The 23101-nt window shown below is 54.8% G+C and carries 21 protein-coding genes; 3 read left to right on the forward strand and 18 right to left on the reverse strand.

The genetic code is table 11. The annotated features are described in order from the left end of the window. The first annotated feature begins 1 nt into the window (after position 1). Entirely contained in the window at positions 2 to 2107 is a 2106-nt protein-coding gene (locus tag EL294_RS07145) for a stalk domain-containing protein (protein WP_164715257.1), read from the forward strand. Positions 2108 to 2144: 37 nt separating this feature from the next. Here EL294_RS07145 and EL294_RS07150 read toward each other — a convergent pair whose 3' ends face one another. The 4 genes from EL294_RS07150 to EL294_RS07165 all read right to left on the reverse strand — a co-directional run bounded on the left by EL294_RS07150 (position 2145) and on the right by EL294_RS07165 (position 7113). Then, positions 2145 to 2855, reverse strand: a complete 711-nt coding sequence (locus EL294_RS07150; RefSeq protein WP_164715258.1) for a stalk domain-containing protein — start codon at positions 2853 to 2855, stop codon at positions 2145 to 2147. Between the two features lie 286 nt (positions 2856 to 3141). Continuing rightward, positions 3142 to 4488, reverse strand: coding sequence for an NADP-specific glutamate dehydrogenase (gdhA, locus tag EL294_RS07155; protein ID WP_126466147.1), 1347 nt, complete (start codon positions 4486 to 4488; stop codon positions 3142 to 3144). A 385-nt stretch (positions 4489 to 4873) separates the two neighbouring features. Next, positions 4874 to 6436 (reverse strand): hypothetical protein, encoded by a 1563-nt coding sequence (locus EL294_RS07160; RefSeq protein ID WP_126466148.1) that lies wholly within the window; start codon positions 6434 to 6436, stop codon positions 4874 to 4876. Then, positions 6433 to 7113, reverse strand: a complete 681-nt coding sequence (locus tag EL294_RS07165) for an ATP-binding cassette domain-containing protein (RefSeq protein WP_126466149.1) — start codon at positions 7111 to 7113, stop codon at positions 6433 to 6435. Before EL294_RS07165 ends, EL294_RS07160 begins: the two co-directional genes overlap by 4 nt. Positions 7114 to 7250: 137 nt before the next feature. On the opposite strand from EL294_RS07165, the gene EL294_RS07170 reads away from it, so the two are divergent. After that, complete coding sequence (locus tag EL294_RS07170; protein WP_126466150.1) at positions 7251 to 8045, forward strand: formate/nitrite transporter family protein; 795 nt, start codon at positions 7251 to 7253, stop codon at positions 8043 to 8045. A gap of 6 nt (positions 8046 to 8051) precedes the next feature. Here EL294_RS07170 and EL294_RS07175 read toward each other — a convergent pair whose 3' ends face one another. From EL294_RS07175 to sdaAB, 10 genes are all read right to left on the reverse strand, one after another. After that, a complete protein-coding gene (locus EL294_RS07175) occupies positions 8052 to 9437 on the reverse strand; it encodes an ABC transporter ATP-binding protein (protein WP_126466151.1) in 1386 nt (461 codons plus the stop codon). Continuing rightward, a complete protein-coding gene (locus tag EL294_RS07180; RefSeq protein ID WP_126466152.1) occupies positions 9431 to 10117 on the reverse strand; it encodes an energy-coupling factor transporter transmembrane component T in 687 nt (228 codons plus the stop codon). Before EL294_RS07180 ends, EL294_RS07175 begins: the two co-directional genes overlap by 7 nt. After that, entirely contained in the window at positions 10114 to 10701 is a 588-nt protein-coding gene (locus EL294_RS07185) for an MptD family putative ECF transporter S component (protein ID WP_126466153.1), read from the reverse strand. The genes EL294_RS07180 and EL294_RS07185 overlap by 4 nt, the downstream gene beginning before the upstream one ends. Then, positions 10691 to 12055 carry an MATE family efflux transporter gene (locus tag EL294_RS07190; protein ID WP_126466154.1) on the reverse strand — a complete coding sequence of 455 codons (1365 nt, stop codon included), beginning with the start codon at positions 12053 to 12055 and terminating at the stop codon, positions 10691 to 10693. Before EL294_RS07190 ends, EL294_RS07185 begins: the two co-directional genes overlap by 11 nt. 10 nt (positions 12056 to 12065) lie before the next feature. Continuing rightward, positions 12066 to 13784 (reverse strand): ABC transporter ATP-binding protein, encoded by a 1719-nt coding sequence (locus EL294_RS07195; protein ID WP_126466155.1) that lies wholly within the window; start codon positions 13782 to 13784, stop codon positions 12066 to 12068. After that, positions 13768 to 15525, reverse strand: coding sequence for an ABC transporter ATP-binding protein (locus tag EL294_RS07200; protein WP_126466156.1), 1758 nt, complete (start codon positions 15523 to 15525; stop codon positions 13768 to 13770). Before EL294_RS07200 ends, EL294_RS07195 begins: the two co-directional genes overlap by 17 nt. 72 nt (positions 15526 to 15597) lie before the next feature. Beyond that, positions 15598 to 16179: a TetR/AcrR family transcriptional regulator gene (locus EL294_RS07205; protein ID WP_164715259.1), complete on the reverse strand. Its 582-nt coding sequence runs from the start codon at positions 16177 to 16179 to the stop codon at positions 15598 to 15600. A gap of 144 nt (positions 16180 to 16323) precedes the next feature. Further along, the gene (locus tag EL294_RS07210; protein ID WP_126466158.1) at positions 16324 to 16806 is read right to left on the reverse strand and encodes a DUF4342 domain-containing protein; all 483 of its coding nucleotides are present in this window, start codon (positions 16804 to 16806) and stop codon (positions 16324 to 16326) included. 114 nt (positions 16807 to 16920) lie between these two features. Further along, positions 16921 to 17793: an L-serine ammonia-lyase, iron-sulfur-dependent, subunit alpha gene (gene sdaAA / locus EL294_RS07215; RefSeq protein WP_126466159.1), complete on the reverse strand. Its 873-nt coding sequence runs from the start codon at positions 17791 to 17793 to the stop codon at positions 16921 to 16923. 1 nt (position 17794) lies between these two features. After that, positions 17795 to 18472: an L-serine ammonia-lyase, iron-sulfur-dependent subunit beta gene (gene sdaAB / locus EL294_RS07220; RefSeq protein WP_126466160.1), complete on the reverse strand. Its 678-nt coding sequence runs from the start codon at positions 18470 to 18472 to the stop codon at positions 17795 to 17797. A 99-nt stretch (positions 18473 to 18571) separates the two neighbouring features. On the opposite strand from sdaAB, the gene EL294_RS07225 reads away from it, so the two are divergent. Then, positions 18572 to 19795 carry a dihydroorotase gene (locus EL294_RS07225; protein ID WP_126466161.1) on the forward strand — a complete coding sequence of 408 codons (1224 nt, stop codon included), beginning with the start codon at positions 18572 to 18574 and terminating at the stop codon, positions 19793 to 19795. 85 nt (positions 19796 to 19880) lie between these two features. Here EL294_RS07225 and EL294_RS07230 read toward each other — a convergent pair whose 3' ends face one another. Genes EL294_RS07230 through EL294_RS07245 form a run of 4 tightly spaced genes read right to left on the reverse strand, consistent with a single transcriptional unit; the run spans position 19881 to position 22824 of the window. Beyond that, complete coding sequence (locus tag EL294_RS07230) at positions 19881 to 20744, reverse strand: cysteine ABC transporter substrate-binding protein (protein ID WP_126466162.1); 864 nt, start codon at positions 20742 to 20744, stop codon at positions 19881 to 19883. 22 nt (positions 20745 to 20766) lie between these two features. Continuing rightward, entirely contained in the window at positions 20767 to 21507 is a 741-nt protein-coding gene (locus tag EL294_RS07235) for an amino acid ABC transporter ATP-binding protein (RefSeq protein ID WP_126466163.1), read from the reverse strand. Next, entirely contained in the window at positions 21507 to 22184 is a 678-nt protein-coding gene (locus EL294_RS07240; RefSeq protein ID WP_126466164.1) for an amino acid ABC transporter permease, read from the reverse strand. Before EL294_RS07240 ends, EL294_RS07235 begins: the two co-directional genes overlap by 1 nt. Then, entirely contained in the window at positions 22156 to 22824 is a 669-nt protein-coding gene (locus EL294_RS07245) for an amino acid ABC transporter permease (protein ID WP_126466165.1), read from the reverse strand. Before EL294_RS07245 ends, EL294_RS07240 begins: the two co-directional genes overlap by 29 nt. Positions 22825 to 23101 lie beyond the last annotated feature (277 nt).

Below are 23101 nucleotides of genomic sequence, written 5' to 3' on the forward strand. Positions count from 1 at the left end.
GATGGAACGAATTTTACGCAATTCTCTGGTGGCGGCGATCCTCCTCTGCGTGCTCTGTTTGCCGCAGGCAGCGCAGGCGGCTTCTGTCACCGAAAAGGGGCGCGCCGAGGTCTCTCCCGGTGTCACGCGCCTGGAGATGGAGGCGAAGGTGGGCGGACGCCGCCATATCGTCGACGTGCTGCGGGTGGATCTCGCCAATCCCTATGCGGATCTCGAGGTGCTCACCGGCCCCGGCGGCTATACCCGGCGCGACAGTGTATCCGGCATGGCGGATCGGTCGGACGCTTACGGCGCCATCAACGGCGACTTCTTCAATATGTCGAAGCAGGGCGCGCCCTTCGGCCCCTCGGTGATCGGCGGTAAGCTGCAGTCCTCGCCGCTGGAATCGATCGGCCTGTTCGGCTTCGGCGTGGACGCGAACCGCAAGGGGCATATCGAATCCTTTACCTTCTCGGGCGGGGCCTATGCCGAAGACGGGGCGAGCTATCCCATTAGCGGCCTGAACAAGACCGACTATATCATCAACCACACGCAGGTGCCGTCGCACAAGGACAGCATTCAGCTCTACAACGACTTTTGGACCTCGGTTTCTCGCGGACTGGCGGGAAGCGGCGAGGTAATGGTGTCCGAAGATTTTGTGGTAGAGAAGATTTCGCTGGATCGCCCCCTTGCCATGGCGGTGCCCAAGGGCAAATACATACTGCAGGTAAACGGTAGGGCCAAGGAATTTGTCCGCAAGCACGTGCGCACGAGTCGCCGCCTCAAGCTGGATTACCGCCTGTCGCCGGATCGCAACTGGCGCTTTTTGATCGGCGGCCACGCCATGCTCGTAAAAAACGGCACGCCTTTGGTCTACACCTTAGATGCCGCCGCCATCGACGGGCGCCGCGCCCGCAGTGCGGCGGGGATCTCAGCCGACGGAAAGACCGTCTGGCTCTTTGCCACCGAAGGCCGAAGCGCCAAGACGCCGGGCATGCGCCTGGCGGAATGGGCGGCCACCGCGGCGGCATTGGGCTGTGATCGGGCGATCAATCTCGACGGCGGCGGTTCCACCACCATGGTGGCGCGGGGCCACGGCGACTTTCAAAATACCGTGATCGCCCGGCCGGAAAAGGGCGACGCACAGAGAAAGATCACCAATGCAATCGGCGTCATGAACCGCGCCCCCGCCGGTCCTCTGGCGGGCGCCGAGATCTCGGGTCCGCGCCATGTGGTGCGGGGCGAGGTGGCGACCTACGGCCTCGCCAAGGCGTGGGACAGCTACTTCCACCCCGTCGACCCGAACCATGTGGGCTATAGCCTCACCGATACCGCCTTTGGCCCCGGTGCCTGGGTATACAGCCGCTTCCTCTCGCCCCAAGAAGGCAATACGGAGGTCGTACTCACCACCGAATCGGGCGTAGAAGCGCGCCTCGCGGTAGACGTACAGAGTCCCCATGCCCTCGCCGGATTTACGGCGAAACACGAACGACGCGGCGACCGGCTCGTCGTCTTCCCCGCCGGCAAGACCAAGGCGGGACGGCAGATCGCCCTGGATCCCGCACAGATCGAGTGGACGGCGGAAAATATCGACGTAACTGTAGACACGGATTCCTGGAAGCTGCCCGGCGCCGGCGTACAGCCCCCCGCCGCCGTATTCGACGTATCGGATCTGGCGGGCCGCGCCTACGGCGCCGTAACGGCCACCTTCGGCAAACACAGGGCGCAGGTGCTCCTCGAAAGCCCCGGCTACCGCAAGGTGAAGATGGTACCCGGCAAGAATCGCTACATCGTAGACGGTGAGGCGAAGACGATGGATGCCGTGCCCGTCATCAAGCACGACCGCACCATGGTGCCCCTGCGCTTTGTGATGGAATCCTTTGGCGCAGAGGTCGATTGGAACCAAGAAAGCCGCATCGCGACGGTCTTTTACAAGGGACGCCGCATCACGCTTCCCACCGACGGTACGGCACCCGCCATCGACGGCAATCCCGTCACCTGGGATGTGGGCGCCTATATCGCCACCGACCGCACCATGATTCCCCTGCGCTTTGTGACCGAAGGGCTGGGCATGGAAGTCTACTACGATCCCGTAGAACGCTCGGTCTCGATTTACGACCGCCCGTAAAAGAAGACACGAAAAAACTCGGCTTGCGCCGAGTTTTTTATTGCCTCTCGAAAGTCATAAGGAGCGCTTCCAAGGGAGTTTGTATTTCACGAGGCAATGCTGCGCTTCGTCTGTACTCATAGTATTTTCCGTGTTTGTAGTCCAACAAAAAGCCTTCCGTCGACCGGATTTCGGGGGCGTCTGCGATTACAATCTCGCCGCCATAGCGACCGTCGATATAGATGTCGATGCCGCCCTTCCCCTTGCGAAATTGGATCCGCTCGATCAAAGATCGTTCGCCGAAGAGCGAAAAGCGAAATCCGCGGTGGTAGTAGTTGTGTTTGACGGGCGTCTTCGTCTCTTCGACGAGAATCACCCGCGCATCCGGATCCCACTCTACCCGATCGCCAAAGATCTCGGCGATCGCCCGCACCGGCAGATACACCTTACCCGCTTCGATGCGGGCGCCGACCTTGCGGTCCAGAAGCACACCGTTTACGCTGCCCCCCGTACCCGATGTGGGCAGGCTGATCATGGTGTCCTTTCCGGTAAGTACCACGCGGCCTTCCTCCATCCGCAACTTGGCGGAGTAGGCCTTTTCGATCACATGGCTCGCCACATAGCCGATGTCGTCGCGCAGGAGGATATTTTCCTCCCCACGGTAGGGCACCCGGTGCATATAGCCCGAGACCGCGCCGTTCGCATCGGCGGCATGGACCTTGCCCGCGAGGGCAAACAGAAGGAGCAGGACCAGTACTATTCTCTTCATACCATTCCTCCTCAAATGTATTTTACCAAAGCCGCTGCAAAAGGTGATGACATAGCGGTAACAATCCGAAAGCATTTTGATGACAGGATATACAAAACGGTTATATTTGCCACAAGAAGCCATTTGTGCCGCAAAACGCCGCGTCACGCTACTCGGCTACCATGCAATCACAGAATGCCCCGTGCCTCGCGCCCATCCAAAAAGCCCGCGACATATGTCGCGGGCTTTTTGATCTCTACAAATCGACACAAAAAAAGAGGCTGCGGCCTCTTTTTTTGTTTTCGACTTAGATTACACCTTGTGCCATCATAGCGTCTGCCAAGCGAACGAATCCGGCGATGTTGGCACCTGCAACGAGGTTGTAGCCCAAACCGTATTCTTCGGCAGCGTCTACGGACATTTGATAGATGTTGTCGATGATTTGTTTCAGTTGTTTGTCGACTTCTTCTGCTTGCCAGCTCAGACGTAAGCTGTTTTGGCTCATTTCCAATGCGGAACCGGCAACGCCGCCTGCGTTAACAGCCTTGGAAGGAGCGACGACCTTGACGTTTTCCATCAGGTAGTTCAAAGCTTCGTTGGTGGTAGGCATGTTTGCTACTTCGATGTAGTATTCCAATCCCTTTTCTACCATGGCTTTGGCTTCTTCGATAGTGATTTCGTTTTGGTAAGCAGCCGGCATAGCGATGTCGTATTCTGCGTTGATCCAGGGTTTTTCTCCCGGGAAGAATTCTACGCCGAATTTGTCTGCGTAATCTTGTACCTTGTCGCGACCGGAAGCACGCATTTCGAGCATGTATTCCACTTTTTCTTCGGTGCTGATTCCGTCGGGATCGTAGATGTATCCGTCGGGACCTGCGAGGGTTACGACCTTACCGCCGAGTTGTTGTACCTTCTTGCAGAGACCCCAAGCGACGTTACCGAAACCGGAGATAGCGATCTTCTTGTCCTTGATGTCTTCGCCGAAGTGGTCGAGTACGTTCAAGAGGTAGTAAACGGCACCGTAACCGGTTGCTTCGGGACGAACGCGAGATCCACCGTAGGAGAAGCCCTTACCGGTGAATACGCCGTTTTCGAATTTACCTCTGAGGCGACGGTATTGACCGTACATAAAGCCTACTTCTCTTGCGCCTACGCCCATGTCCCCTGCCGGAACGTCGGTGTCGGGACCGATGTAGCGATAGAGTGCGGAGATAAAGCTTTGGCAGAAACGCATGATTTCGTCGTCGCTCTTTCCGCGGGGGTCGAAGTCACTGCCGCCCTTGCCGCCGCCGATGGGCAGACCGGTCATGGAGTTCTTGAAGCATTGTTCAAAACCGAGGAATTTAACGACGGATTGGTTTACGGTCGGGTGGAAGCGGATACCGCCCTTGTACGGCCCAAGTGCGCCGTTAAATTGTACGCGGTAGCCGATGTTGGTGTGGTATTGGCCTTCATCATCTTGCCATACCACGCGGAAGCTGAACATACGGTCCGGTTCAACCATGCGTCCGAGAAGGTCGACCTTTTCGTATTCAGGGTGTTGGTCGATAACCGGTTTCAAAGAACCGAGTACTTCTTCGACGGTTTGTACGAATTCCGGTTCGCTACCGTGTCTTTCTTTTACTCTTTCGATTACACTATCGAGATAGCTCATGCATATTCCTCCTTAAAGAAAATAAGTAGACTCTAAAAGTCTTCGTAAGCGGAGCAAAGGATTTCCTGCGAGCGAAAAATTATAGGGCAGCCAAAACTGCATAATTTTTGCCGGCATCCTCTTCCCCGGCGAATCCATCATAACACAAAGGAAATGATATTTCCATGAAGATTTTCTTTTTTCCTACCCATCTTATACGGCTGAATTTCGGTGTTTGAGGGGCGCATCGGCGTTTTGCGTTAAAATGCACCGTTTTCCCGCCCCTGCGTTTTCATTCTTTGCGTCCATACAAAAAGACGCTGAAAAAAAGCGTCTTTTTGTCCGATAAAGCGGGGAATTCTATGCATTTTTTCAAAATTCGTGAAAGCCTTTCGATCCACTTTTCCTACCCGTCGCGGCGAATGACAAAGCGCGTTTTGCCCCGCTTCTTTGCGAGATACCCCGTCACGAGAACATACAATAGCGTAAGCACGGGGAGCGCGCCCACGAGCACAGGACCCTTTGGCCGGATGGCAAAGATCGCATAGGAGAGAGCAATGGTAAAGTTGAAGAGGACGCGATAGGAGGTGCGCCGGGTCTTCCCGCTTTCGGTAAAGGGCTGAAAATACAGATAGCTAAAGAGCAGGTGCCGCACAAAGAACAGGAGCACGAGCGCGGGCACCACCAGGGCGAAGAGATAGGCATCGATGGAAAGGCGCCAGCGGACGGCGATGGAACACAGCCCCGCCCAGAGGGCGATCAGGACCGGCAGGTTTTCGAGCAAAAGCGATCGCTCGCGCCCGCGAAAGACGGCCCGTAAGAGATCGCCCTCTTTATACATGCCGTAGTACAAGAGGGGCAGGTCGCAACCCGAAAAGCAGGCCCGCAAAAAGTCCTCGTCGAAGAAAAACATCGCACCGAAAAACGGCACTAAGCAAATCGCTCCATAGAGCAGTTCATACCCCACGGGAAAGCGCGAAAATATCGCCGGCGCCGCGTGCACAAACAGTGTCGCCGCCAGCAGAAAGACCAATGCCGCGCGCACGCGTTTTCTGCGCTTCTTGCCGTGGCGCAAAAAGAACAAGCGGTTGAGCTCCGCCCCGCCGAAGGCCCCGCTCACGGGCACATCCCGCACATCGTCCGCCCGGGCGGATTCTCGAAATGCTGCCCGCTCTATATTCTCCGCATCGAACACTTCCTGCCAGTCCTTGTCGAGCCAGGGCAGATACTTGCTATACCGAGAAAACTTCAGGAGATAAGCGGTAGACAGGGCGAGGGCGATCGCCGCGACCACGGCCCCGGTCTTGAAAAAGCCCGCGGGAAGCGTAAGCCCCACCGCATAATGCGTCCACAAAATGCCCGCCAAAAGAGAGAGCTCGAGGAGCACTGGCGCCATACTTCGTGGTTTTTTTCCAAATACCAAGAGCGAACACGCCTCGCCCGTCTGCATGGCGGCCGCGAGCATGAGCGCAAAGGCAGCGCCCGACGGCCCGTCGTTAAAGGCGATCTTTCCCGCAATTGTCGCCACCACGGCATCCCCACAAAATAGAAGGATTGTCTCGGCGATATAGACCGATCGCATGCGCCGCTTGGGCGAGATGCGGAAGTAATTGGAGAGCGCGTAGAGTTCGTCGCCCATCCCTATAAAGCGCGAGCGGAAAAAGCGCACGACGAGATACAGCCACACCACCGCGGGGAGGAGAAACGCCGGCGTAATTTGCCGCTTCAGAAAATAAGCGGGTAAGGCGGCGAAGATGGTGACCCATCCCCAGGCGAAGATCCGCCGAATGAACGCCCACAAGATTTCGAAGGGAACGCCGAGGAACAAGAGCACCCGTTTTATGTCGCCGTAGCCATAGCGGTTCTTTTTGCTGCCGAGGAGGGGGAGATCCCGCAGTTTGTAGAGGATCGTATTCACCCGCTCCAACACCCGCCGGCGGTAGAGGAATACGAGCAGGCGGAACATCATGACAACCGCTTCGCCAAGAGGCGCTCGCCGGCGGATGCGCGCAAAAAGTCCGAATCCGTCTCGACCAGCTTTTTCCCTTGGATCAAAACCGCTTCGTCGCACAAATCCTTTGCCAGGGCGACGATATGGGTGGAAAATAGGACCACTCGATCGCGTTTTAGATCCTTAAGGACCTCTTTGATCTTTTGCTGAATCACCACGTCGAGACTCGTCAAAGGCTCGTCCATCAGAATCACCCGGGGCGCGGTCAACAAAAACATCAGCATCTGCAGTTTGTTCTTGGTGCCCAGCGAATAGTGCTGAATCAGCATATCCCGATTCTTTTCGTCGATTTCCGCGTAGTCAAAGAGCGCATCCGCATCCTCCCGCCGGCCGTAGAGGTCGAGATATAAGCGGATAAATTCCCGCCCGGTTAAAAAGTTCGGAAATTGCGGATCCGCCACCATATAAAACACGTCTCCGTCTACGATTTCGCGCCGCTTTCCGTCTTCTTCTATGGAAATGCCGCCCGCGTCATAAGGCTTTTTGCCGCTGATCAGGTCGAATAACGTCGTCTTTCCCGCCCCGTTTCTGCCCAGGATGCCGTAAATCTTTCCCGCCGAAAACCGCGCGCTCGCGCCTCGGAGCACCTGGTTGTCTCCGAAGGATTTGTCGATTGCGTCGATGATCAGTTCCATATTGCGCCTCCGTTTCGTTCCTTTTGCAAATCAATCTCTTCTTGATTTCATTTTTTTATTGTAACGAAAAGCGCGGCGAGATTCAAATGACCCGCCCGTTTGATACAATAAGGCGTATGACAAATAAGGAGGAAACCATGACCCATACCCCCTGGACACAAAATATCGAGGCCGCCTGCACAAAAAAAGCGGCCCTCTTCTCTGAAAGTCCCCTGCGCTATTTGACGCGATCGGCCTTTGCCGGCGCCTTTTTGACCCTTACCACCTTGGCGGGCTTTGTGACCGGCGATCTACTCGCCGCCATCCACCCCGCCCTGAGCCGCCTCGCCTTTCCCCTCGTCTTTTGCTGGGGGCTGATCTACATCTTATTTCTAAACGGCGAACTCGTCACCTCCAATATGATGTATCTGACGGCGGGACTCTACCGCCGCGCCGTGTCTCTGCCCCACGCCCTCGGCATCCTCTCGCTGTGCACCGCCGGAAATCTCGCGGGGGCCATTCTCGTGGGCACCCTCGCCGCACAGACATCGGTGCTCGCGTCCTTTTCGGCGCCCGATGCCATGGCGGGTGCGGTCGTGGCGGCAAAACTCGCGAAGCCGAGCGCAGAGCTCTTCTTTTCGGGCGTCCTCGCCAATGTCTTCGTCAATATCTCCATTCTCTCGTGGCTTTCGGTAAAAAACGAGGCGGCGCGCATCCTCTGCGTCGCCACCCCGATCATAATGTTTGTGCTTCTGGGACTGGAGCACGTCGTCGCTAACTTCGGCTCCTTTTCGCTCGTATACTTTTCCGGCGCGGGCGCGGCGGGACTGAGCGCGGCGAATACCGCCCGCCAATGGCTCTTCGCCTGGCTCGGCAACTACATCGGCGGCGGCGTACTGATCGGCCTCGCCTATGCCTGGCTGAACGGCGGCTGTAAATCCTATAGGGATTAGCTCCGCTTATTCCCCTATTTGATACACTTCCATATCGACCACCCCATCGGCGACAATGTTCAAAAAATCGATATCGTGGGAGACTACAAAAACAATCCGCTCGGAAGATGCCGCCCAGGCGATGCTCTCCGCAATCCTAAGCATATTCTCATAATCCATTCCCGAGGTAGGCTCGTCGAAAAAAAGCAACGGAACGTCTCGGTATAGTGCCGTTGCGACGGCTACGCGTTGTTTTTCGCCGCCGGATAGACTATGCGGGTGTCTCAGGCGAAGCGGCTCGAGGTCGAGTTCTCCTAAAATCTGATCGAGTCGTTGTTTCTCGTAGGCACCGCCCAATGTGATTTCCTTTTCTACCGTCTCGGCAAACAATTGTCTGTGCACATCCTGCATTACGAGGCCCGACATCGCAATCCGCTCCGTCTTGGTAAGGCGTTTGTTTTCATAAAAAATCTCGTCCTTCAAAGTGCGCTCTACGCCAATCAATGCCCGCAAAAATGTAGACTTGCCGCAACCATTTCTGCCGACGATGCCATAGACCCTTCCCTTTTCAAAGAACATATTGCGCATATCGATGCCGCGTCTCTTTCCCAGCGAAATTTTAAGCTGCCGTATATGGAGCGCGCCACGCTCCGGCAGTTTTTTACATGCGAGTACAGGCCGTTTTCGGCTTCGTATGCCCTTTGCGCCGAGCACATCCTCGTCCAAAGCCCAAAAACGATCTCGGTCCAAAACCGCATCGACGCGCCCGCCCTCTAAAAGCAGCACGCGATCCGCGAGGGCTGCTACATCGTGCATTCGATGCTCTGCGAGTATCAGCGTGACGTTTTGTTCTTTAAGCTGCCGGAGCATCTCCACCAACACTCTTGTATAGTGCGCGTCCAAATTGGCCGTGGGTTCGTCGAACACGATGACCTCGGTGCCTGCGATGTATGCGGCGGCAACACATAGGATTTGCTTTTCACCGCCGGAGAGCTTGAAGATATCGCGGTCCATCAAATGCCGAATCGGAAATAGAGCGAGCATATCCGCAAGCCTTTTTCGCATATCGTCGCGGGAAAGTCCTATGTTTTCTAGAAAAAATACGAGTTCTAAGGTGGTGTCTACGTTAAAAAAATGGGTCTTGGGATTTTGAAATACGCTGGATACGATCTGCCCGACTTCGTAGATCGGCATCTCTTGGATATCTCTCGTGCCGATTTGCACACTGCCCTCTATTTTTGCGCCCAAAAATTCTGCCGCCAACCCATTACATACATGAATCAAAGACGATTTTCCCGATCCGCTCTTTCCCGCAATCAATAGACATTCCCCTTTTCTTACCGAAAGAGAAATGTCGGAGAGAACAGGGGTTTTGGGGGCATATGCGAGCGAAAGATTTTCGATTTCTACCATAACCACCCTCCTACGGTAAACAAAACGATAGGCAGTAAATACAATAGATCCGCCGCGCCGATGGCGACTTTTGTATAGCGCGTCTTGGCCACGGGATTGGCGATACATTTTGCCTCTGCCGCCATGGCGATGTCATCGGCGATCTCGGAAGAAGCGATCAATAGCGGCACCGCCACATATTCCGGATACCGCCACGGGGCGCCCTGCAAAACGCCCCGAATCCGCATCGCCGTTCGGATATTTCTTCTCTCTTCCCGAAAAGCGGGGAAAAATCGAAAGATTACCGCAATGGGGATAGAGACCGAAGCGGGAATCCGCAGCGCGTCCATCGACGAAAGAATGCTCCCCACATCGGAAGTGCGAATCAAAAACTTTCCAGCCGCAAAAGGCAAAAAAAATAGGCGAATCACCATCAGGAGGGATAGGAGCATCTTTACGACAAAAGGCGCGCGGTATAACGCAAAAAGCCCCGGCAGACCGAATAGGACCGCGTACAGCAAGAGTTGCCGAAAGGCGGTGCGCTTTTGGCCATTTAAAAAAAGAAACAGAGAGATCACCGACAAAACGCCCCACGCACAGACATCGGGCAGGGAACGCACAACGGTGGTGCCCAAAAGAATCACGGCGATGATTTTGCTGATGGGGTTCGGATTGCATCCCCGTCGAAGTCGCGTCGTCATTCGACAATGCCCGCACGACGGAAGTGCTTTTTCAAAAATGCACGTCCGATATAGGCGCCGACGATGCCACCGCAAAATGCACCGAGATAGACCAATGCCATATGGGGGTAGGTGATGAGCCGCTCGAGCATCTCCACATATTCTTTGCCCATCATCATGGACATCTCTATATATTGCTCTTTTGCGAGGAGCATCTGCATCAGCGAACCGCAAATCCAAGTGGAAAATACCGCATAGGAAAGCATATTATAGCGAAAAGAGCGGTACAATCCGATGCGGCGAATGCCTTCCGCCAAAGTGACGACCACCAGTGACAGTATGGGGAGTACAAAAGTGTGTCCCATGGCAAACATTACGAGAGGCGTAATCATGCCGAAGATCCATAGTGCCCCGGGCTTTTGGATTTTCGCCATCAAAAGCATGACGACGACGCCCGCCGCCACAGCGAGGACAGCGGGATAGATCAGAAACAAAATCGGTACCATACCCATCATACCGATGCCGAACATAAGCACAAAGTAGACCACGCTAAAGACGCCGATGGTTACCAAATTCTTTACGGACAATTTTTCTTCAGCACGCATTTTTTCCTCCTTGTTCTTCTCGTCCCATGTGGACGAGGGCAGTATATTGCATCCATAGGCCCGCTACGATCACCACGGCGTCCACCGCTGGTTCTGCCCACCATACGGCGCTCGGCCCGAATACTTTGGGCAGAATCAACATGGCGGGCACAAAGCCGATAAGTTGTCGCAATAGGACCAAGATCCCCGCCTTTTTGCCGTCCCCTATTGCTTGGAAAAACGTGATTGTCATCACCATCACGCCATATAAAGGAAACACACTATAAAACATGCGAAAATTCTGTGCGCCCGTCGCGCGCAAAGCGGTTTGCACATTGAAGGCGGATAGGATTTGCGGCGCAAAAACTTGCGCGGGGATCCAAAACGCCAAGGCGAGCAAAAGACCGCCCCAGCAAAATACTTTCATGAGTTTTCGTACGCGCTCGAATTGTTTGGCGCCGTAATTGGCCCCCGCCGCCGGTTGTAGACCTTGGCTCATTCCCCAAAGCGGTATAAACGAAAACGCATAGATTCGAAGTGTAGCGGCCATCACCGTTCCGTAAGCGTCTCCTCCATAAGCAAAAGCCTGTTTATACAATAGGGTCTGTTGGATCATAAACAGGAGTTGCATAACCATCGCCGATGCGCCCACCGCAAACATTTCGCGGGCAATCGCGGCATTTCTGCGAATGCCTAGGATCTGCACAGTCTCGCTTTTATGGAGGAAATAATAAAGAGTGATTGTGGCTTGCACGACTTGGGCGATTACCGTCGCAAGCGCCGCCCCTTCCACGGCATGGTCTCCCATCGCCGTCATCAGGATCGGGTCCAGGGCGATATTGATGATAGCGCCCAATGCCATAATGCCCATAGCGCGCTTCATAAGACCCTCGCCGCGCATCACCATATTGGCGGACTGGGTAAAGTTTACGAATACAGACCCCAAAAATAGCACCCGCAGATAGCGGATCCCCATCTGCTTGATCGCCCCGCTCGCGCCCACTGCTTCGAGAAATAGGGGTGCGAACAGTGCGCCGCCGAGTGTGATCAGCGCGGAAAACAGAAGCACCCAAAAAATAAGATTCCCCATAATGCCGTCGATCGTCTCCTGATCCTTCTTTCCCAGTGCGCGAGAAAGGATCGAAGCACTCCCTACACCCAAAAGCGTAGAGATGCCGCTATTGACAAAGGTCATGGGCAAGGCAATACCGCAAGCCGTCATGGCTTCTTCCCCTATAATATGGCCCGCGAAAATGCCGTCCATCAGCGGGTATAGGCCGATCACCAACATGCCGATTACAGCGGGAATCGACAGACGAAATAGGAGAGAAATCGGAGAGTCGACCAACAGTCTTTCTTTCATCGTTTTTTCCATATGCGCCCTCCTAATACACAAAGGCTTCCGACATGGCGGACTTTTCGATCAAGTTCTCGTACACCGGAGATTCGGAACGTAGCGTTTCGTGCCGGCCTACACTTTGTACCTCCCCGTCGTCCAAGACCACGATCGAATCCGCATTTTCTATCGACTTCATGCGATGAGAAACGACGATCACCGTCTTATCGCCGATCAATGTACGCAGACTTTCTTGAATCTTTCGTTCGTTTTCCACATCCAAGCTCGCAGAAATCTCGTCTAACAACAGAATCGGCGCATCTTTCAAAAAGGCGCGAGCGATGGAAAGACGTTGTCGTTCGCCGCCGGAGAGTTCGGCCCCATTTTCTCCGATGAGCGTGTCAAAGCCTTGGGGCAATCGCTCGATAAATTCAGTACAGTGGGCGAGGCGCGCCGCCCGCATCACTTCCGCATCGGTGGCGTCCTTTCGACCGATACGGATATTTTCGAGAATCGAACCGTTAAAGAGTGTCACGTCCTGAAATACGACGGAAATATATGCAAAGAGTGAATCCGTGTGGATCTCACGAATATCGTTTCCGCCGATTCGAATGCTCCCCTCGTCGTAGTCGTATAGGCGAGAAATCAGCTTCAGAATCGTCGACTTTCCGCAGCCCGAAGGACCGACCAGCGCCGTGACTTCTCCCTGTTTTGCCGTAAAACCGACACCGCGGAGCACAGGCGTATCTTTGTAAGAAAAACCGACATTTTCCAGTTCGATGTCGAATCTTTCGAGTTGTACCTGCCTTCCCCGCTGCACCTCTGCCTCTTTGATCTCCCGTATGCGCGCGACGCGGGGCGCAATATAACAGATTTCCAGAGAAAGTTCCGAAGACACATCCACAAGATCCTTAAGTTTTATGGCCGAAAGGATGTATCCCAAGAGATACAATAGCGAGATTTCGCCATTCGCCATCAGATGCGTGCCCACCACCAAGACGACGCCGAGACCGACGAAGGAAAACAGTCCCGAAAGGGCGACGGTCAGTAAGGTGGCGCCTTCGGTCTTGATATGGACGGCTTCGCTATGGTCCATCTGCGAATATAGACTGCCGCGTGTGGCATCTGCCAACTGAAAGTCCCGAATTTCTCGGTACATCTCGATCGCCTCTTGAAAGCGCTCGGAATTTTCGCGCAATACCTTGTGGTAGCGATCGTTATGCGCCGTCGATCGATCCCAAAATAGCGCTAAAACGAGGTAGCGGCACAAAATTGGAACGATCACCGCAAGACCCAATTTGAGATTGCCCCACAGTAGCAACACGCCCAATATCGGAAGAAATAAGTATAGTGCATAAACCTTGGGGATGGCATGCGACATAGCGTGTTCCACCGCCTCCACATCGGCCATCACGGATTGAGCGAGATCCGATAAATCGTGCTTGGAAAAATAAGAAAGAGGCAGCTGTGCCAGGCGCTCGGAGATATCGATTCGGAGTGCCGCACTTTCCTTATAGGTGGCGCTGTAAAGCCGATCGTATTCTACCGAAAGAGCGAGGTATAACGCCGCACATACGGCGATGGACGCACCCGCATACAATAGCGGATCGCGAATCTGCCCTACAAACATTTTCTCGGCAAAAAATAGTAAGAGAAATACCGGCCCCATCGTAACGATATACACGACAAGACTCGCCAAGGTCGCCCTCCAAAGGCCCTTTGCCCCCAATGCGGATATGGCGAATTTTCGCTCAAACCACTTTTGCATCGTTCAACCTCCATTCTTCGGCGCTATGGTAGAGTTCGACCAACTGCTTGTAGCGCCCCTTTGCGCGCATCAGCGTCCTATGATCTCCCCGCTCGACAATGCGCCCCTTTTCGAGGACGAGGATTTCGTCGACATTTTGGATGCTCGAGAGCCGGTGCGCGATCATAATGACGGTCTTGTTTTTCATCAGATTTTGAAATGCCTGCTTGAGTGCATACTCGTTGTCGGCGTCGATCGCCGCACTCGCCTCGTCCATAATGACGATGGGCGCATCCTTCAGAATGGCGCGAGCGATGGCGATGCGTTGTCGTTCGCCGCCCGAGAGGTGCACGCCTTTTGTTCCGATTACCGTCTCCTCTCGAAGGGGGAGTTTCTCGAGGATTTCATCACAACCTGCGAGGCGAAGCGCTTCCATCACCTCGCTTTGCGTGGCGTCTCGATCGGCCAATGCCACGTTTTCATAAATTGAAGACTGAAACAGCTTGGGGTCCTGAAATACAAAGGCGATCGCTTTGCTAAGCGCCTCTTCCGTATACGCTTCTGTCGGCTTTTTGCCGATGGCAATGTGTCCGACGTCTACGGCATAAAATCCGCTCAAGAGTTTTGCCAAGGTCGACTTACCCGATCCCGAGTTTCCCACCAAAGCATAGGTCCTGCCTGCGGGTAGAGAGACCGAAAAATTGCGAAAGACCTCGTGATCGCCGTAAGAAAAATCGACGCCGCAAACATCGATGTCGTATGCCGTGACCTGCGCCTCTTCGCCGAAGGCCGGGCGGCTTTTAAGCATGTCTCTATATAGAGATTCCAGATTGTCCAAGGCATAATTTGCCTGAAATAGGTACATTCCCGCATACATAATGCGCATAAAGGCTACAAAAACAATGCCACTTAAAAACAAAAGCATCATCAGTTCTGCGGCGAGCGCTTTGGGATCTCCGATGCGTCCCATCACAAACGATAGTAAAAGAATCAATAGCGCGACAATGCCGTAAAACAGCCATTGATAAAGCACATAAGGTCTTTTACAACGCAAGGCATATTGGTACGCATAATGCGCGTAATCGCGAATGGCATCGTAGAGAGCACGGAAGGATCGAACATCGGCTTTGAAGATTTTTACGACCTGTATGCCCCGTATGTATTCCACCGTTTCACCGCTCAGTTTTTTTAACGCGTCCTGATACACTTGCATAAATGTACTTTCTCCGCCGGCCATCGCTTTGAGCAACAATCCGCCCAAAGCAACCACACCGAGGAGCACAGCCCCCAGACGTATGTCGATCAGAAACCCGATTGCAAGCGCCAAGATCGGCGTCAAAATCGCCTGCCCCGTGTCGGGAATCATATGTGCTACGGCGGAATGGGTCTGGGCGGCATTGTCGTCGACAATTTTGCGCACGACGCCGCTCTGATGCAGGTCGAAAAATCGAAAACCCGCCTTTAGGATTCCGTCAATGCCTTTCTTGCGAAGATTGGTCTCGAGCCGAAATCCCAGTTTGTGCGAAAAAAGACCCGAAAGATAATAGGCAATGCCGCCGGCGGTGAGCAGGACGACGGTCTTTGTCGCCAATTGTAATGCGCCGGATGCATCGCCTGCGATGGCCAGGCGCTCGAGGATTCGGCAGACGAGAAAATAGCCGTAGGCGGTCATCAAGACCGACGAGATCGACAAGCACAGTGATACAATGCCATCACTTTTTCCCTCGGGTACATATCCGAATATGCGTTGATACGTCTTCACGTCCTCCTCCTTTATGGATAACAATTATCAATGGTGCGTAAAATTTTTCGGCCCTCTCGAGCCGATTCCCACTTACTTCTCTAAAATTTGTTCGATCATTTGGACGAGGTGTGTCTTATGCCGCACAAAATTTTCCCTCGCCCCCAACGTATTGGCGCCGATGATCATGCTGTTAATCACGTCGGTCAAAAGATCAAAGCGCTCCCCTTTCAGCATATCTTCCGTAAAAAAGTCTTCCATGGCCAATAACTCTACGCGTGTCTGCTCTTTTAGGGCGGTAAATAACCGGTCCAGTTCCGGATCTTCTTCTTTTACCAAGAGAAACTCGACATAAATTTCCATCAGCGGATTTTCGTCTACAATTTTTTCGACAATGCGTTCAGCAATAAAACTCGCCTCGCACCCTTTTTGTAGATCTTCTTCATAGGAAGCGATCACGCGATTGCGATATTTAATCCCCATAACCATAAGATCTTTGAGAATTTCTGTGGTATTCCCGTAATAATGGTAAAGCCCGCCCTTCGAAAGATTCGAGGCGGTGGCGATGTCCTCCATGGTCGTATTGCGAAAGCCCTTTTTGCGAAAAAGATCTGCCGCGGCTTCGGTAATTAATCTTTTTCGCTCCTCCGGACGAAGTCGTTTTCCGGCACACATACTTTCCCTCCTTACCGACGACGCCGTCGGTAATTGAATCTTATGATAGTTTCTACGTATTGTCAATACTTTCATGGATTTTATTTGCCACAAAAAAAAGACCCCCGCGGGCGATTTTCGCCATGGGGGTCTTTGTATATTTGCTTACCGCATGCGGTGTTTGTCGGTGATGTAATCTTTTACATTGACTACGCGGCCGTCGTCCAGGTAAATGTAGAATTCCCAGCGACTCAAGATGCCGATGCCCACGCCCATCAGTGCGGCCACCGGTGCGATGACGGTCCAGATGGCGCCCAGGTTCATGGATACGTTCAGGATGACTTCGTCGTGTTCGTCCATAATGACGAGTTTGGTGGCATTGCCTTTTTCCCAGAAGTCGCGAACGGCGTCAATGATTTCCGATCCGAAGTTCGAGATGGAATCGGACATATCTTCCATTTTGGTGCGCTTGGCGTTTTTGAAGTCGTAGGATTGTTCGTTTTGTTCTTTTTCCGCGTCGTCTTCGCCCATGATCATGCGAATGGCACGATCTACATCGCCGTCACAGGATAAGAGCGCTTCGCGCACTTTGCCGTATTCGGCGCCGGTGACGGAAATCACGTAGTCGATTTTTTCCATGGTAATCATTGTGCATTCCTCCTATATCGGTAGTAACCTTTTGCTACTGTTATTGTACCCGATAAATTGCTGTGCGCACGGAAAAAGCGGTTCTTTTTACCTTTCTTTACCTTTCTTTAAGATTTAGCCGAAGACCCGCTTGCAGATGGCGTGGGCGGTGGGCGTGCCGGCGAGGCCGCCGATGCCGGTTTCGCGCAGGGCGGCGGGCATGGCGTTTCCGACTTCGTTCATGGCCTGGCAGACTTCGTCGAAGGGAATGACGCTGGTGGTGCCGGCGAGGGCCATATCGGCGCTGATGCGGGCGTTGGATACGCCGGAGGCGTTGCGGAAGGTACAGGGATATTGTACCAGGCCGCCCAAGGGGTCGCATACGAGGCCGAGGATGTTGACGATGGCGATGGAAGCGGCGTGGAGACATTCTTCCACGGTGCCGCCGTAGAGCTGCACGAGGGCGGCCGCCGCCATAGAGGAGGCGGATCCGCATTCCGCCTGGCATCCGCCTTCGGCGCCGGCAAAGGTGGCATAGCCCGCGATAAATTCGCCGATGCCCATGGCGGTAAAGAGCGCCGCCACGAGGTCGTCATCGCTGCAGTCGAGGTTTTCCTGTGCGGTCACCAAGGCCGCCGGTACGATGCCGCAGGAGCCGGCGGTGGGCGCCGCTACGACGACTTGCATGCCACTGTTGGATTCGAAGGTCGCAAATGCCCGTGCCATGGCGCGCAGGGTATCGGGATCGGTGACGTGTTTGCGGTCGCTGTTGGCGTATTCCCAGGTCTTTTTGCCGAAATCGTCGATCATACCGTGGGGCAGTCCGCTCCCCTTTTCGAGGGTACGACCGGTGGCTTCTTTCATGACGCGGAGCATTTCGCGCGCTTCTTTTAAGATTTCTTCTTTTTTGGCGGGATCTCCGTGGGATTCCTCTTCCAACACATAGTCGGAGATCTTCCAGTTGTTTTTCTCACAAATTTCGATAAGCTCTTTTGCCGTATTCAGCATACTAGGCCTCCTTCTTTTTGATGTCGATGTATTTTGCGAAGTCGAATCGCTCTTGGGCGAGGATGGGCTCCATGATTTCCGGTTTGACGGATTCGGTGGTTTCGATGACCAAAGTCACCGTATCGTCGATCTTTTTGGTGACGGCGGTTTCGATATTGTAGTCGTTGTCCGAAAGAATCGAGGATACGTACGAAATCACGCCCTTTTGTTCGGGATATTGCAGAATGAGCGTGGGGAACTCGTTCTTAAACTCTACTTCTATGTCGTTGATGGCGACGATCACCATATTGCCCCCGCCGATGGAAGAGCCGATGACCGACAGATGGCCGCCATTGTCGTAGTGGAAAATAATTTCCACGGAGTTGGGGTGCCGATCGCCCAGGTCCGCCTTTTCGAAGCTGTACTCGAGACCGCGTTCTTTGGCGATGGCGAAGCTGTCGCGCAGGCGCTCATCGTGGGGCAAAATGCCCAAAACGCCCGCTACGAGCGCCATATCGGTGCCGTGTCCTATATAGGTCGATGCGAAGGAGCCGTGCAGACGGAATTGTACCTTGTGAAAGGGATCGCCCCCGCTGATCGCCAGGGCCGCGTTTCCGATTCTGCAGGCGCCGGCGGTGTGTGAACTGGAGGGCCCGACCATAATCGGCCCTACGACGTCAAATGCCTTAAACTTTTTCATTCTCCACCTCTATCTTGTAGTTTCAGATATACTGTGAAATAATACCTTCCAGTAGTATATTTTAACACAATTTGGTAATTTTTAAACAGGAGGAATGCCGTGGGAAAAATATGCATCGAGAATGTGCAAATTGTCGATCCATTTTACAGTAGCGTGAAAAAGCAGGACATCGAAATCGACACCGAGACCCCCGATACCGTCGAAATCGACGGGACGGGCAAATATGTCTTTCCCGCCTTTGTCGACGTACACATCCACCTGCGCCACCCCGGCTACCCGGAAAAGGAAACCCTCGAAAGCGGGGCGCAGGCGGCGCTCCACGGCGGCTTTGCCCACGTGATCGCCATGGCGAATACGAAACCGGTGATGGCCGGCGAAGAGATCAGCGCCTTTTACGAGGCGGCAAATTCGCTCCCGATTCACGCCTATACGGTGAGCGCGCTCACCGAAGGGCTCAGGGGCAAGCGGCTCGTCGACATGGCTGATGCAGCACGCCGTGGCGCGGTGGGCTTTTCCGACGACGGCTTTCCCGTGGCCGATGCGGCGCTTTTGGAGGCGGCGATGGAAAAGGCGGCGGCGCTCGATTTGCCCATCAGCCTCCACGAGGAGCACCCCGACTTTGTGCACCAGGCGGGGATCGACAGCCGCTACGCGGACCTATACGCCCTCGAGGGCGCGGAAGTCTACGGCGAGTACGCCCTGGCGGCGCGGGATTTGGCGCTCGCCAAAAAGACCGGCGCGAAGCTCGACATTCAGCACATTTCGGCGGAGATCACCGCACGGCTGGTGGCCGCCTTCGGCGCATCGGGCGCCCGCGTACTCGGAGAGCTTACGCCCCACCATATGACGATGACGGCGGCGGATGTGCGGGCGCACGGGCCCATGGCGAAGATGAACCCGCCCCTTCGCACCGCCTTCGACCGCGACGAACTGGCGAAGCTGCTCAAAGATCCGCATCTCTGTGTCGCCACCGACCACGCGCCCCATACAAAAGAAGAAAAGGCGCGTCCCTTTCCCAAGGCGCCATCGGGGATTGTGGGGCTCGAGACCGCCTTTTGTCTGCTCTACACCGAACTGGTGCAAAAAGATGTGCTCTCTCTTTACGACCTCGTCGACGCCATGACGCGGATCCCCGCCCGCTTCTACCGGCTGCCGCACAAGGGCATCCTGGGCGGCGAATTCGTATTGTTCGACCCCGCGGGCACGACCGAGGTCACCGAGGACTTCTTCTGGGGGAAGGGCAGCAATTCGCCCTTGCTCGGACAAACGCTGAACGGCCGCATCGAAGGGGTGATGGCAAAGGGCGTCTACCACGCCTTTTGACGCGCATGTTTCTTTTGCGGGCGTATTCGAAAAATGTATTTGCACACCAAAAAAGCCGCCGTATCGGGCGGCTCTTTGTGTGTCTTTATTTCCAGTCGGCGGGCTTTTCTTCCACCACCATGTCCTCCGCCTTGGCGCTGTCGCCGTAGGTGGGGGCGAGGGTTTCTTCGTAGGCTTTTGTAAAGAATTTTTCGCCGTAGAGTTTTTCTACGAGGCCGTTTACGAATTCGAGCATTTCGGCATTGCCCTTTCGCACCGCCGGGGCGATATAGTCCACATCGCCCAAGGAGGTGACGCCGACGTCGAATCCGGGGTTTTCTACCGCCCACGCCAGTACCTCGGTGTTGTCGGTACTCATGGCGTCGCCGCGACCGTCTAAGAGCGCGCCGTAGGCTTCGGCGTATTGGTCGTATTTTTGCAGTTTGACTTCGGGATGGTTTTTGGTGAAGTAGGTCTCTGCCGTGGTGCCCTTGCTGATGATCAAGGTCTTGTCGGCGAGCTGCGATACATCGGTGATTTCGCCATTGGGGGAAACAATGCCCAAGGCGACCTTCATATAGGGCAGGGCGAAGTCCACTTGTTCGCGGCGCTCGTCGGTGACGGTAAAGTTGGCGAGCAAGAGGTCGATCTTGTTGGCGTTTAGGTATTCCACGCGGCTTGCGGCCTCGACGGGCACGTATTTCGCCGTAACGCCCAATTCCTTCGCCACGGCATCGCCCAGGGCGATGTCATAGCCTTGGAATTCGCCCTTTTCGTCCATATAGCCGAAGGGCTTTTTGTCGCCGAATACGCCGATGACGATTTCGCCGGATTTCTTGATTTCTTCGATACTGCGGGTGGCGCCGCCCCCCGTGGTTTCTGCGCCTTCTTCGGCGACGCCGCCGCAGGCGACGAGTCCCAGGGCGAGGACGGCGAGGAAAAATAGGCTTGCGATTTTTTTGAGTTTCATAGGAATGTCCTTTCTGTGGGTTTTATACATCTTCGTAGCGAAAGCCCGCGAGGAAACGGCGCGCCCGCTCCGTCTTGGAATGTTCGAAGAAGCGGATCGGATCCGCATCTTCTACGATCGTTCCCTTTTCCAAAAACAATATGCGATCGGCGACGTGCTTAGCGAATTCCATCTCGTGGGTGACGATGAGCATGGTCTTCCCCTCGCGCGCCAGCTCGCCCACCAGGGCGAGGACTTCTTTGACCATCTCGGGGTCTAAGGCGGCGGTGACCTCGTCGAAGAGATAGATCTCCGGCTCCATCAACATGGCGCGCAGGATCGCCACCCGCTGCTTCTGTCCGCCCGAAAGGCTTCTGGGATACACCGCCGCCTTTTCGGCGAGGCCCACCCGGGCGAGGAGCGCCATCGCCTTTTCTTCGGCCACGGCTTTCTCCTCGCCCTTGGCCTTTACGGGCCCCAGGGTCAGATTGTCCAGCACCGTCATATGGCCGAAGAGCTCGTAGGACTGAAACACCATCCCGATTTTTTTGCGCACTTCGTGCATATGGCGCTCGTCTTTGACGATGCTCTCGCCGTTTAGGCGAATGTCGCCCGCCTGAATGCTCTCCAGGCCGTTGATACATCGAAGCAGCGTACTCTTTCCGCAGCCCGAAGGGCCGAGGACGGCGAGGACCTGTCCCCGCTCTACGTCGAGGGAAAAGTTGTCCAGCACCTTTCCATCGCCGTAGTCTTTGGTTAAATTGCGTATCTCTAAAATCGCCATTATGCCTCCTTCCATTTCTGTTCCAGCCGCGACGCCCACTTGGACAAGGGGTAGCAGACCGCAAAATACAACACCATTACGCCGAAGTAGATCCAAAGCGCCGCGGTGGGCACCGTAAGGCGCGTGGCCTCGATAATCTGTTGGCCCGTCTTAATGACTTCGATCACCCCGATCAGAGCGATGAGCGAAGTGGTCTTGATCATGCGGGTCACCAAATTCATCGCCTGGGGCAAGAGCCTGCGCATCGCCTGGGGCGAAATCACATAGCGGAGGATCTGCCGCCGGGTGAGGCCGATGGCCTTTGCCGATTCGTACTGGTGCCTGGGAATCGAAGATAGGGCCGCCCGCACCAAATCCCCCATTTCGGCCGTGCCCCATAGGGTAAAGACGATAACCGCCGAGTGAAAGCCCGAGATATGGACTCCCAGTGCCCGGGCGAGGCCGAAGTAGACGACGAAGAGGAGCACCAACTGGGGCAAGAGCCGCATGGCTTCGAGGTAAAACTTCGAGACGATGCGGATCGCCTTGGACGGTTTTGTCATCAGCCAGCCGAAGAGAATGCCGAAGACGACCGAAAGCGCCACCGACAAAAACGAGACCAGAAGGGTTACCGAAAGCCCCGTAAGGAGCCTCTTTACGGTAAAGGGGTTAATGAGCAGTGCCAAGCCCGATTCCACGGCGCAGCCTCCTTTCCAAGAGCGTAAAGATCCCCGCCACCGGCAAAAGGATCAAGAGATAACTCACGACCAGCATCAACAGCGCTTCATCGGTCTCGTAATAGAGGCCGATGAGATCTTTGGCGACAAACATCAAGTCGGCGAGCGCCACGGCACTGAACACCGAGGTCTCTTTTAAGAGAAAGATCGTATTTGCGCCGATCGAAGGGATCGCCACCGCCATGGCGTGGGGCAGAATCACATAGCGCAGGCGCTGCATCTTGGTCAGGCCGATCGCCTTTGCCGCCTCGATCTGCCCGGTCTCCACTGCCTCGAGACCCGAGCGAATGCTCTCCGCCATATAGCTCGCACCGAGAAAGATCAGCCCGATTACCGCACAGGCCTCGGACGAGAGCACGATGCCGAGCTTGGGCAGGCCGAAGTACAGGAAAAACAATTGGATCAACAGCGGCGTATTGCGCGAGACCTCTATGTAGGCCTTACAAATGCCGTTTAGGATCGGCACCTTTTCGGCGCGGATAAAGGCGATCAAAAGACCCGCCACAAATGAGCCGAGTACGCCGATCAATCCGATGCGCACGGTGAGGATGCCCGCCTCGACGTAGTGGGGCCACATGGTGGCGATAAACTCCCCGTTCATGGAAACTCCTTTCCGGTAACAAAAAAAGCGGGCCGCAGCCCGCTTTTACAGAAAATCGATTCTCCTCGCGTAATCCTATCCCGTGGGTAGAACGACGCCGCGGAGGCACATCTGCGCAGGCAAAAATCCCGTATCGCAACAACAGATACAGGTACAGTCGCAGATGCAGATGGCAACCATAGAATCGATCATGATAACTCCTCGTAATTTCTTTTTTTACAGAATACCACGGCGCCCCGCGCTTGTCAAACCAAATTGGTAGGAATTCCCCCTCCGC

It is taken from the genome of Aedoeadaptatus ivorii, assembly GCF_900638585.1.
GTDB lineage: Bacteria > Bacillota > Clostridia > Tissierellales > Peptoniphilaceae > Aedoeadaptatus > Aedoeadaptatus ivorii.